Annotated in this window: 11 protein-coding genes and 1 tRNA gene; 7 read left to right on the top strand and 5 right to left on the bottom strand. The window is 69.5% G+C overall.

Features of this window, described 5'->3' with window-relative positions; all coding sequences use genetic code 11:
- Window positions 1-30 precede the first annotated feature (30 nt).
- A tRNA-Arg gene (locus CDO46_RS02010) sits at window positions 31-105 on the top strand.
- Between the two features lie 36 nt (window positions 106-141).
- Here CDO46_RS02010 and CDO46_RS02005 read toward each other — a convergent pair.
- A complete protein-coding gene (locus CDO46_RS02005) occupies window positions 142-1095 on the bottom strand; it encodes a LysR family transcriptional regulator (protein ID WP_087836903.1) in 954 nt (317 codons plus the stop codon).
- A gap of 114 nt (window positions 1096-1209) precedes the next feature.
- Between CDO46_RS02005 and CDO46_RS02000 the strand changes: the two genes are divergently transcribed.
- From CDO46_RS02000 to CDO46_RS01990, 3 genes are read left to right on the top strand one after another with little or no spacing between them, the layout of a single operon-like run.
- A complete protein-coding gene (locus tag CDO46_RS02000; RefSeq protein WP_087836902.1) occupies window positions 1210-2277 on the top strand; it encodes an Ldh family oxidoreductase in 1068 nt (355 codons plus the stop codon).
- Between the two features lie 51 nt (window positions 2278-2328).
- Entirely contained in the window at window positions 2329-3300 is a 972-nt protein-coding gene (locus tag CDO46_RS01995) for a tripartite tricarboxylate transporter substrate binding protein (protein WP_087836901.1), read from the top strand.
- Window positions 3301-3316: 16 nt separating this feature from the next.
- Complete coding sequence (locus CDO46_RS01990) at window positions 3317-3730, top strand: cupin domain-containing protein (RefSeq protein ID WP_087836900.1); 414 nt, start codon at window positions 3317-3319, stop codon at window positions 3728-3730.
- Between the two features lie 8 nt (window positions 3731-3738).
- Here the strand turns inward: CDO46_RS01990 and CDO46_RS01985 are convergent, their stop codons facing one another.
- From CDO46_RS01985 to CDO46_RS01970, 4 genes are all read right to left on the bottom strand, one after another.
- Window positions 3739-4623 (bottom strand): TauD/TfdA family dioxygenase, encoded by an 885-nt coding sequence (locus tag CDO46_RS01985; protein WP_087836899.1) that lies wholly within the window; start codon window positions 4621-4623, stop codon window positions 3739-3741.
- Window positions 4624-4649: 26 nt separating this feature from the next.
- Entirely contained in the window at window positions 4650-5639 is a 990-nt protein-coding gene (locus tag CDO46_RS01980; RefSeq protein ID WP_087836898.1) for a tripartite tricarboxylate transporter substrate binding protein, read from the bottom strand.
- A 42-nt stretch (window positions 5640-5681) separates the two neighbouring features.
- Window positions 5682-6515: an IclR family transcriptional regulator gene (locus CDO46_RS01975; protein ID WP_087836897.1), complete on the bottom strand. Its 834-nt coding sequence runs from the start codon at window positions 6513-6515 to the stop codon at window positions 5682-5684.
- A 131-nt stretch (window positions 6516-6646) separates the two neighbouring features.
- Window positions 6647-7582: a LysR substrate-binding domain-containing protein gene (locus tag CDO46_RS01970; protein ID WP_087836896.1), complete on the bottom strand. Its 936-nt coding sequence runs from the start codon at window positions 7580-7582 to the stop codon at window positions 6647-6649.
- Window positions 7583-7702: 120 nt separating this feature from the next.
- Between CDO46_RS01970 and CDO46_RS01965 the strand changes: the two genes are divergently transcribed.
- The 3 genes from CDO46_RS01965 to CDO46_RS01955 are packed head-to-tail and all read left to right on the top strand — an operon-like array spanning window position 7703 to window position 10748.
- The gene (locus CDO46_RS01965; RefSeq protein ID WP_176400639.1) at window positions 7703-8590 is read left to right on the top strand and encodes a MaoC family dehydratase N-terminal domain-containing protein; all 888 of its coding nucleotides are present in this window, start codon (window positions 7703-7705) and stop codon (window positions 8588-8590) included.
- A complete protein-coding gene (locus CDO46_RS01960) occupies window positions 8587-9834 on the top strand; it encodes a CaiB/BaiF CoA-transferase family protein (RefSeq protein WP_087836894.1) in 1248 nt (415 codons plus the stop codon). The genes CDO46_RS01965 and CDO46_RS01960 overlap by 4 nt, the downstream gene beginning before the upstream one ends.
- The gene (locus CDO46_RS01955) at window positions 9831-10748 is read left to right on the top strand and encodes a CoA ester lyase (protein WP_243724452.1); all 918 of its coding nucleotides are present in this window, start codon (window positions 9831-9833) and stop codon (window positions 10746-10748) included. The genes CDO46_RS01960 and CDO46_RS01955 overlap by 4 nt, the downstream gene beginning before the upstream one ends.
- Window positions 10749-10790: the final 42 nt, after the last annotated feature.

Below are 10790 nucleotides of genomic sequence, written 5' to 3'. Positions count from 1 at the left end.
GCCTTTCTGCTGTTACAGTAGCGGGCTTGCGTCCCTGTAGTTCAATGGATAGAACAGGTTCCTCCTAAGAATCAGATCCAGGTTCGATTCCTGGTGGGGACGCCACCCGCCGCCCCTCGTCGTTCCTGCGCCCTTTCCCCGTCACTCTCCTGCCCGCATGGCATCCCGTTCGCCAGCGAATGGCCCGCCCAGGTTCGATATGCCGAATACATTGGCGCGATTGAGCCGCGCGAATTCCGCGTGCAGCAGGTCCTGCACCGCGTCGTAGGCCGCCGGGCTGTCCCGCTCGATGCGGCGCGCCAGCACCAGCATGCGGTTCAGTTGCACGCCGGTGATTTCCGAGCCGGTCACCCGGCCCGCGGCAACCAGGTCCTTGAACACCGAGATCGGCATGATGGTGGCCCAGCGGCCCCGGCAGACGAGTTCCCGGATGGCGTCGACCGAGTCGATCTCGGCCTCCAATCGCAGGTCCACGCCCAGCGGCATCAATTGCCTGTCCACGATGTCGCGGTGCAAGGAGGTCATCAGCAGCGGCATGCGATGCAACTGCGTGGCCGGGATGACGGGGCCCAGGCCCAGCGCGACGTTGGCGACCAGCGCGAAGGGTTCGCCCAGCAGCGGCTGCAGGGCCAGCGCACCGCCTGGACTGGGGTTGGTGACCACGGCCATGTTCACCATTCCACGTTCCACCCATTCCAGCAGCGAGGGCGTGAAGGCCTCGCGCACCTTGATGCGGATGCCGTCCAGGCCCCGCCGCGATTGTTCGAACAGGCCCGGCACCAGCACCGCGGCCAGGGTGGGCGAGATGCCGATGGTGACCGTGGTGGCGGCGCTGGCCGGGCGCTGCGTCATCTGCCGGCGCAGCCGGGCCGCCTCGGCCAGCATGCGCTGCGCGGACTCGTACAGCGTCAGCCCCGCGGCCGTCAGCCGCACGCCGCGCGCGCCTCGTATCAGCAGGGGCTGGCCCATTTCCCGTTCCAGCTCGCGCAGTTGGCGGCTGAGCGCGGGCTGGGCGATGGAGATGGCCTGCGCGGCCGCGCTCAGGCTGCCGGCGTCGACGATGGCGACGAAGTACCGCAAGGTGCGCAGATTCATGGCTGCCCCCGATAAACCATATCAGGATGATATGGCCCGGAGCGAATTCTGTATTGGATTTCCGCCCTGGCGCTCTCTAGCATTGGCCGTCAACGCGCTGTGGCATGGACGGACATGGGTGTAGATAGCAATTCGATATCGGTTTCCCTGGAACAACTGGAGCGATTCATTGCCGCGGCGCTGCGGCGGGCGGGGCTGCCCGAGGGCGATGCCGCCACCGTGGCGGGCCTGATGGCCCAGGCCGACCTGCAGGGCTCGGACGGCCACGGCGTCATCCGCCTGCCCCAATACGTCAGGCGGATCCGGTCGGGCGGCATCAACGTGCGGCCCGACATCCGGGTGGTGGCCGACATGCCGGGCATGGCCGTCGTGGACGGCGACAACGGCATGGGACACCTGGTGGTGTCGCGCGCGACCGCAATCGCCATCGACAAGGCCAGGACCCAGGGTGCGGCCTGGGTGGGCACGCGCCGCAGCAACCATGCCGGCCCGGCCTCGCTGTACTCGGCCATGCCGCTGCGGCACGACATGGTCGGCATCTATTTCGCGGTGGGCAACGCCAATCACCTGCCGCCCTGGGGCGGCACCGACATGCTGCTGTCGACCAATCCCATCTCGGTCGGCGTGCCGGCGGGCGACGAGCCGCCGGTGGTGCTGGACATGGCGACCACGGTGGCGGCCTATGGCAAGGTCAAGGCCAAGGCCAAGCGCGGCGAAATGATGCCCGAAGGTTGGATGATCGACCGCCAGGGCCGGCCGCTGCTCGACCCCGCTCGATCGGACGAGGGTTTCCTGATGCCCATAGGCGGCCACAAGGGCTATGGCCTGGCCCTGATGGTTGGCCTGCTGGCCGGCACGCTGAACGGTGCCGCGATGGGGCGGGACGTCGTCGATTTCAACAAGGACCACGTCACGCCGACCAATACCGGCCAGGCCATGCTGGTCCTGAACCTGGCCGCCTTCGGCCCGGTGCAGGGCTTCAAGGAGGCGGTCGACCGGCTGGTGGGAGACCTGCGCGGCAGCGCCCGCATGCCCGGCACCGAGCGCATCTGGATGCCCGGCGAACAGAGCCACGTGCGCCGCCGGCACTACCGGGAAACGGGCATTCCCGTTTCCCGCGGCGTGGCGGCCGAGCTGGACCAGCTGGCCAGGGAACTGGAGATTCCGCTCCTGGCCAGCTGACCGCAGATTCGTTCCCAGACACCACCCGCACAGACGGGGGAGGAGACAGACATGAAGTCCATCATCGCAAGCGTGGGCATGGCGCTGCTGGTCTGCGCGGGCACCCCCGCGCGGGCAGCCGACGCCTATCCCGCCAAGCCCGTCCGCATGGTGATCCCGCTGGCCGCGGGCTCCGCGGTGGACAAGGCGGTCCGGATCGTGGTCCAGAAGATGTCCGAGGACCTGGGCCAGCCCTTCGTGGTCGAGAACATTCCCGGCTCGTCCGGGCTGATCGGCGCGGACAAGGTGGCCAAGGCCGCGCCGGACGGCTACACGCTGGGCGGCTTCAACGACAGCATCCTCACCATGATCCCGCACATCTATCCCAGCATGCCGTGGCATCCCCTGAAGGACTTCGATCCGGTGTCGCTGGTGGCGACGGTCGAGTGGGGGCTGGTGGTGCCGGCCGACTCCCCCTACAAGACCGCGGCCGATTTCATCGCCGATGCGCGCGCCAACCCCGGCCGCATCAACTACAGCTCGGGCGGCAACGGCAGTCCGCAGCACATCGCGATGGCGCTGTTCGCCCGCAAGGCCGGCCTGGACATCGTGCACGTGCCCTACAAGGGCGCGACGCCCGGCGCCGTGGCGGTGGCGGGCAAGGAAGTGCAGGCGGGATTCCAGGGGCTGGGAACGGTGGCGGGGTTGATCCAGGGCGGCAAGGTGAAGCTGCTGGCGGTATCCACGAAGGAGCCGCTGGCGCAGTTCCCCGGGGTGCCGACGGTGGACACCTCCGGCCTGCCCGGGTTCTTCTTCGACTCGTGGGCCACGATCGTCGCGCCGCACGGGACGCCCCGGCCCATCGTCGACCGCCTGCACCAGAGCGTGGTGAAGGCCCTGGCCGCGTCCGACGTGAAGGCGCAGTTGGCGCCGCTGGGCATGACCCTGCGCGGCATCGGCCCCGACGAATTCGGCGCCGCCACGCGCGGCAACTTCGACCTGTACCAGCAACTGATCCGCGACGGCAACATCCAGTCCAACTGAGGCCGAGGAACCCACGATGAACGTCACGCCATCCCGGGCCGTCCTGCTCAAGGCCGCCGAACTGCCCGTCCACGACCGCGGCGGCGGCGCGCGCACCACGCCGCTGGTCGGGCGCCAGGTCGGCGCCCAGGGTTTCCTGACCGGCTACACCGAATTCGAGGCCGGCGCGCAGATTCCCTTCCATTTCCACAACTGCGAGGAAAGCGTCGTGCTGATCGAGGGCGAGGCCGTGCTCGACATCGACGGCGAGTCCCACCCGCTCAAGGCGCACGACGCGACCTACATTCCGCCGGGCGTGCCGCACCGCTTCCGCAACCTGTCGGCGACGCGGCCGATGAAGATCCTGTGGATCTACGGCTCGCCGGACGCCACCCGCAGCCTGGTGGAGACCGGCGAGACCCGGCCGATCGCGGCCGAGCACGGCAAGTAGCGGCAGGGTCAGGCCGCCGCGCGCGCCTCGGCCGACAACTGCACTTCCTCGGTGGTCGCGCGCCGCAGCTCGCGCCGCTGCGCGAAGTCGAAGCGCCGGCCGCGATGCAGGGTGGCGGTGTTGTCCCACATGACCAGGTCGCCCACGCGCCACGCGTGGCGGTAGACGAACTCGCGCTGGGTCGCGTGTTCGAGCAGGTCGAGCAGCAGCATGCGGCCCTCGGCCACGGTCATGCCCACGACTTCGCAGGCGTGGATGCCCACGAACAGGATCTTGCGGCCGGAGCGCGGATCGGTCTGCACCAGCGGCCAGCGCACCGGAGGCAGGGCATTGCGCTGGGCCTCGGTATAGTCGGTGTCGCCCAGCAGGAAGCGCGAGTGCAGGGCGTAGTGCACGGCCTGGAGGTCGCCGATGGCGGCCTTCATGGCCTCCGGCAGATGGTCGTAGGCGGCGCGCAGGTCGGCGAATTCCGTCTGGCCGCCGTCCTGCGGCACGACCACCGCCGACAGCATCGAATACTTGGCCCGCGGGCGCTGGAACGAGCTGTCGCTGTGCCAGAGCTGGTTGGCGATGTTGCCGACGATCTTGGCGTGTTCGCGGCCGGCGACCGAGCCGTCGACGGTGACGTTCGAGATGTCCGCCAGTTCCGCGTGGTCGAAGCGGTGGGCGCCGCCCTTGACCTTGCGCAGCCCCAGGTCCAGCGGACCGAAGCTCTTGGCGAAGCGGATCTGCTGGTCCTGGTCCAGCGGCTGGTCGCGGAACACCAGCACGGCGTAGTCGTCCATCGCTTTTTCGATGGCGCGGACGGCGGCCGCATCCAGCGGCCGGGCGAGGTCCAGTCCCGAGGCTTCGGCGACGAAGCCGGGCGTCAGGGGCGTGAGCGTAAGTGCCATGGTATGGATTTCTCCTTGTGGGGAATCTATTCGATCTTGATGCCGGCGGTCTTGACCACCTTGGCCCATTTGTCGATTTCGGCGTCGATCAGCGCGGCGTATTGCTCGGGGGTCGAGCCCACCGGCTCCATGCCCAGCTGCTGCATGCGCGCCGCCAGGTCCGGTGCCTTCACGATGCGTCCGATGTCCGCGCCGACGCGCCGCCGCAGCGCGGCGGGGACGCCCGCGGGCTCGACGATGCCGATCGTGCTCATCGCCGAGAAGCCCGGCACGGTCTCGGCGATCAGCGGAATGTCGGGATGGCTCGCGGCCCGCTTGGGACTGGCGAGCGCGATCAGCTTGAGCCGCTTGTCCTCGACGTAGGGCATGGCCGAGAACATCACGTCGAACAGCAGCGGCACGCGTCCGCCCACCACGTCCTGCTGCGCCGGGCTGCTGCCCTTGTAAGGCACGTGCACCAGCTCGATGCCCGCCATGTGGGCCAGCAGTTCGCCGGCCAGGTGCGTGCCCGTGCCCACGCCCGGCGTGGCGTAGCTGAGCTTGCCCGGGTTCTTCCTGGCATAGGCGATCAGTTCGGGCACGGTGTCGACCGGCAGCGAGGGGTGCGCGAACAGGCCGAAGTGCGTCAGCGCGACCTGCGAGACGGCGGCCAGGTCCTTGCGCGTGTCGTAGGGCAGCGAGGGCTGCATGCTGGGATTGATCATCAGCGCGCTGATGGCCATGCCCAGCGTGTAGCCGTCGGCCGGCGCCTTGGCGACCGTATTGGTGCCGGTGATGGTGCCGCCGCCCGGCTTGTAGTCGACCACGACGGGTTGCTGCCAGGCGGCCTGCATCTTCTCGGCCAGCATGCGGGCGATCGTGTCGGTCGGCCCGCCGGGCGCGAAGGGCACGATGAGCTTGACGGGGCGATTGGGCCAGTTCTCGTCCTGGGCGGCCGAGAGGCGGGGCGCGGCCGCCGCGGCGAGCAGCGCGGCAAGCGCGGTGCGCCGCCCCGGGCGGGGAGGAAAGTCGGGCATGGGTGTCTCCTTCTGTTTTCTGGTCGTGGGGGGCGGATGGCCCTACGCCGACGAGGCGGCCATCCGTTTGCGGGGAACGGGCGGCACGGCCGCGGTCAGCGCGGGGCCGGAAATGCCGCCGATTTCGTCGGCGAAGTCGGCCGCCGCGCGCAGCAGCCGGGGAATGACGAGGTCGTGTAGCTTGTCGGGCGTGATCAGGAACGAGGGGCCGCCGCAATTGATGGCGAAGACCTCGCCGCTGGGCGCGCGCACCGGCGTGGCCACGGCATTGATCTGCGCGTGCCATTCGCCCTGCGAGGCCGCGTAGCCCAGCCGGCGCGCCTTGCGCAGCGCCGCGTCCAGGCGCGAGGCGGTCACGGTGCTGCCGGCAGCCAGCGTATCGGCGCCGACGGTGGCGCAGGTCAGCGCATCCACGCCCGATAGCCAGGCCCGTCCCAGCGCCGAACTGGCCAGCGACATGCGGGTGCCGACGTCGGCGCCCAGGAAGGCCACGGCCGATCGCGCGCGGGCCGCCTCGACCACCAGGATGTCGGTGCCGTCGCGCAGGCCCAGGAAAGCCGAGGCGCCGCATGCCTCGGCCAGCGCCACGAGGTGCGGCCGCACCAGGCGGCGGGCGTCGATCGCGCCGAGGAAGGATTGCGCCAGGCGCACCACGCCGGCGGCCAGTTCGTACTTGTCGGAGTCCGGACAGGGCCGCAGCTGGCCTAGCGCGACCAGCGTGGAGATCAGGCGATAGGCGGTGGGGCGGGGTATGCCGGTGGCTTCGGCGATGTCGCCGTTGCCCAGCGGGCCCGCGGCGCGCGCGAAGCAGTCGAGTACGGCGAATCCGCGTTCCAGGGCGGTGACGTTGGCGGGCGGCTGGGTGCGGCGGCGCATGGCGTGGGCGATATCCGGGGGGGCGGCCCGGGATGGCCGCCGTCGGAAATCACTCTAGGATCGCCGCCACGCGAAAACAACCGTTTCCAAAAACCATTTTCATTTTTCCGCTTTTGCATGCGGAATGCGCGTCAGGCCGGCGGCTCGGTGCTCAGCAACGCTTCTTCGATCGCGGCCGGCGTCAGGTCCGGAGCCAGCTTGCCGACGAACTCGTACAGGTGGCGCGGCCAGTACGCGCCGCGCCGGGCCAGCGCGTAGACGATGCTGGTGGGGAACAGGTGGTCCACGGGGCGCGCGTCGAGCTTGCGGTCGCGCGTGCGGGAATAGGCGATCAGCGGGATGACGGCCAGGCCCACGCCGGTGGCCGCATAGCTTTTCATGATCTCCACGTCGGTGCCGCGCATGGCGATCTTGGGCGACAGGCCGGCGGCGGCGAAGGCTTCGTTCACCCGCCGGCCGATGGCGTGCTGTTCGCTGTAGGTGATGAGCGGGTGGCGGGCAATGGCCTCCAGTGTCAAGGGCGACGTCTCGAACACGGGATGGCCGCGCTCACCGATCAGCACGTGCTTGAGCTGGTAGCAGGGGATGGTGGCCAGCGAAGGCGGCAGGATCTGCGGCGCGGTGGACAGGCCCAGGTCGACTTCGCCGGTGGCCACCAGGTCGGCGATCTCGGACGGCGTGGCCTGGACCAGGTGCAGGCCCACGCCCGGGTGGCGCCGGGTGAAGCCCGGCACGATGTCCTGCAGCGCGTAGCGGGCGTGCGTGTGCGTGGTGGCGATGGCCAGCCGGCCGCCGGCCTCGCGCCGGTGGTCGGCCACGATCAGCGAGATATCCTCGGTCGCCGCCAGGATGCCGCGCATGCATTGCAGCACCTGCCGGCCCACGTCGGTCAGCCCCAGGATGCGGCTCTTGGCGCGGATCAGCAGCGCCACGCCCAGGCTGTCCTCCAACTGGCCGATCTGCTTGCTGACCGCCGACTGGGTGGTGTGCAGGGCCCGCGCCGCCCGCGACACGCTCATGTCATGGTCGATGACGGCGCAGAAGGCGCGCACTTGCTGGAGTTTCATGGGGGTATTCCAGGAGTACGTTTCCAAAATGGAATAGACATCCGCAATTTATCATTTCTCGGAAACGAGGGGCGGGTCTACGATGGGCGCCGTACTACAGAACTCCAGCGAGACACCATCGTGACCTCCGACACCACGCCCGCGGCACTCGACGCGTTGCAAGCCTGGGTGGGCCGCAGCGAGACGAACGCCGACGTCGTCACCCCCCAACTGGCCGAACGCCTGTCGGCCACCATCGAGTCCTCGCGCGGCGCCGCGTTCGCCCGGGGCGCCGAATTCCCGCAGATGTGGTATAGCGTGCTCTTCCCGCGCGTCGTGCCGCGCTCCCAGCTCGGCCGCGACGGCCATCCGGCGCTGGGCGACTTCCTGCCGCCCGTGCCGCTGCCCAAGCGCATGTTCGCCGGCAAGCGCATCCAGTTCGTCGCGCCCATCCGCATCGGCGACGAACTCGAGCGGGTGTCCACCATCGCCTCGATCACCCCCAAGCAGGGCAGTTCCGGACCGCTGGTGTTCGTTACCGTGCGCCACGTCGTCAGCAATGCCGCCGGCACCGTGGTGGTCGAGGAGCAGGACGTGGTCTACCGCGACAGCACCCTGGCCAAGGACGGCGGCGCGGCCAAGGCTGCCGCCGCGCCCGCCTTCGAGGCCCTGCACCGGTCCGACACCATCGTGGCCGATGCCGTGATGATCTTCCGCTACAGCGCGCTGTGCTTCAACGGCCACCGCATCCACTACGACCAGCCCTATGCCACCCAGGTCGAAGGCTATCCCGGCCTGGTGGTCAACGGCGGCCTGGGGGCGCTCTGCGCCGCCGAGCACCTGCACGAGGCCTGGGGCGGCGCGCGCCTGTCGAGCCTGACCACCCGCAATACCTCGCCGCTGTTCGAGGGCGTGCCCTTCCGCGTCGAGAGCCGCGCGGGCGAAGCGCCCGGCGCGATCGAGTTCCGCGTCGTGACCGAAGCGGGCAAGACCACGCTGCAAGGCTCGGCCACGAAGGAGTCGGCATGACGGCATCCGTATCGCAGCAGGCGGGCCGCGCGCCGCTGGAAGGCCTGCGCATCGTCGACCTGACGCAGGTGGTGGTGGGGCCCTACGCGACGCAGTTCCTGGCGGACTTCGGCGCCGAGGTCATCAAGATCGAGCATCCCTCGGGCGATCTGGCGCGCTGGATAGGCGGGCGTTCTCCCACGCCCGGCATGGCGGCGAAATACCTGCACCTGAACCGCAACAAGAAGAGCCTGGCGCTGGACCTGAAGAAACCCGGCGCGCTCGATGCCCTGAAGAAGCTGATCGCGTCGGCCGACGTGGTGGTGCACAACATGCGGCCGTCGGCGGCGGCGCGCCTGGGCCTGTCGGCCGAGGACCTGATCCGGCTCAAGCCCGACCTGATCTATTGCAGCGTGGTGGGCTTCGGCCAGGAAGGTCGCTACCGCGACAAGCCCGCCTACGATTCCATCATCCAGGGCGCCTCGGGCCTGGCTGCCATCAACAACGGCGGCGACGGCCAGCCGCGTTTCGTGCCCATGGTCATCGCCGATCGTACCGTGGGGGTGATGGTGGCCAACAGCATCCTGATGGCGGTGGTGCAGCGGTTGCGGCACGGCGGCCCGCAAGTGGTCGAGGTGCCCATGTTCGAGAGCATGACCGCCTTCGTGCTGGCCGAGCACATGTTCCTGAAGACCTTCGATCCGCCGCTGGGCGCCACCGGCGACTCGCGCCTGCTGGACCCCAATTCGCGGCCGGTCCGCACCGCCGACGGCTATATCTGCGTGACCGCCAATACCGACGCGCAAGTCTTCGCGATGTTCGAGGCGATGGGCCGCCCCGAGTTGCGGACCGATCCGCGCTTTGCCGAGAAACGCGCCCGTTTCGAGAACATCGGCGAGATGTTCCGCATCCGCAACGAGGTGTTCGCGACGCGGACCACGGCCGAATGGCTGGAGATCCTGGAGGCCGCCGACATTCCCGCGATGCCGCTGCACACGCTGGATTCGGTGCTGGACGATCCGCACCTGGCCGACACGGGGCTGTTCCAGAAGGTCGAGCATCCCACCGAAGGCACGATCACCAACCTGCGCAATCCGGTCCGTTTCTCGACCTACGAGCCGGCTCTCAAGTGGCCCGCGCCGCACATCGGCGAGCACAGCATCGAACTGTTGCGCGACGCCGGCCTGGGCGAGGAGGACATCCAGGCCATGGTGGCCAGCGGCGCCACGGTCGATCACGCCGCCACGCGGGAGGAGGCACGATGACGAGCATGGCCGAACAAGCCAGGCAGCGCGAGCTGCCGGTCTGGCGATCGCTGCTGTATGTGCCGGCGAACGTGCCGCGCTTCATCGAGAAGGCGCACACCCGCGGCGCGGATGCCATCATGCTCGACCTCGAGGACAGCGTGCCGGCTTCCGAGAAAGCCGTGGCGCGCGAAGCGGTCGCGGCCGCCGCCGCGCAGGTGCGGCGCGGCGGGGCCGACGTGCTGGTGCGGGTGAACCGCCCGCTCGGCCTGTGCGTGCGCGACGTCGAGGCCAGCGTGGGCGCGGACGTGGACGGGATCGCCATCACCAAGGTGGACGGCCCGTCGCACGTGCGGCTGCTGGACGAACTGGTGACCGAGCTGGAGGCGGACCGTGGCCTGGCCATGGGACACACCCGTTTCCTGGTCATGATCGAGACGCCCGAGGCGTTCGAGGAGATGACCGACATCGCCCGCGCCTCGCCGCGCGTGGCGGCCATCAACATAGGGGGCGAGGACTTCGCCCTGAACGGCGGCTTCGAGCCCACCGACGAGGCGCTGCTGATGCCCAAGCAGCGAATGATCCTGGCGGCGCGCGCCGCCGGCGTCATGCCGCTGGGCTATATCGGCACCGTGGCCGATTTTTCCGACTGGGACCGGTTCCGCGCCATGGTCAGGCGCTCGCGCCAGTTCGGTTTCGACGGCGCGAGCTGCGTGCATCCGGGGCAGGTCGCCATCGTCAACGAGGAGTACGGGCCGCGGCCCGAGGACGTCGCGCATGCCGCGCGCGTCATCGAGGCGGCGGAGCAGGCGCAGGCCGAAGGCCGCGCGTCGTTCCAGCTGGACGGCAGGATGATCGACATTCCGGTCATCGAACGGGCCCGAAGGCTGATCGCGCGCCAGCGGCGCATCGAGGCCCGGGGCGCCCGTCCCTGAGCCACGGGGCGGCGGGCTCGCCGCCCATATATCAATACACAC

The organism is Pigmentiphaga sp. NML030171 (assembly GCF_002188635.1).
GTDB classification, from domain to species: Bacteria; Pseudomonadota; Gammaproteobacteria; order Burkholderiales; family Burkholderiaceae_B; genus Pigmentiphaga; species Pigmentiphaga daeguensis.
Note: the sequence above shows the minus strand (reverse complement) of the source record. Positions and strands in the feature narration are given on the sequence as shown.

Bases quoted from the DNA above. Each gene is read 5' to 3' on its own strand.
- CDO46_RS02005 (WP_087836903.1), bottom strand. From the start codon at position 1,095: ATGAATCTGCGCACCTTGCGGTACTTCGTCGCCATCGTCGACGCCGGC.
- CDO46_RS02000 (WP_087836902.1), top strand. From the start codon at position 1,210: ATGGGTGTAGATAGCAATTCGATATCGGTTTCCCTGGAACAACTGGAG.
- CDO46_RS01995 (WP_087836901.1), top strand. From the start codon at position 2,329: ATGAAGTCCATCATCGCAAGCGTGGGCATGGCGCTGCTGGTCTGCGCG.
- CDO46_RS01990 (WP_087836900.1), top strand. From the start codon at position 3,317: ATGAACGTCACGCCATCCCGGGCCGTCCTGCTCAAGGCCGCCGAACTG.
- CDO46_RS01985 (WP_087836899.1), bottom strand. From the start codon at position 4,623: ATGGCACTTACGCTCACGCCCCTGACGCCCGGCTTCGTCGCCGAAGCC.
- CDO46_RS01980 (WP_087836898.1), bottom strand. From the start codon at position 5,639: ATGCCCGACTTTCCTCCCCGCCCGGGGCGGCGCACCGCGCTTGCCGCG.
- CDO46_RS01975 (WP_087836897.1), bottom strand. From the start codon at position 6,515: ATGCGCCGCCGCACCCAGCCGCCCGCCAACGTCACCGCCCTGGAACGC.
- CDO46_RS01970 (WP_087836896.1), bottom strand. From the start codon at position 7,582: ATGAAACTCCAGCAAGTGCGCGCCTTCTGCGCCGTCATCGACCATGAC.
- CDO46_RS01960 (WP_087836894.1), top strand. From the start codon at position 8,587: ATGACGGCATCCGTATCGCAGCAGGCGGGCCGCGCGCCGCTGGAAGGC.
- CDO46_RS01955 (WP_243724452.1), top strand. From the start codon at position 9,831: ATGACGAGCATGGCCGAACAAGCCAGGCAGCGCGAGCTGCCGGTCTGG.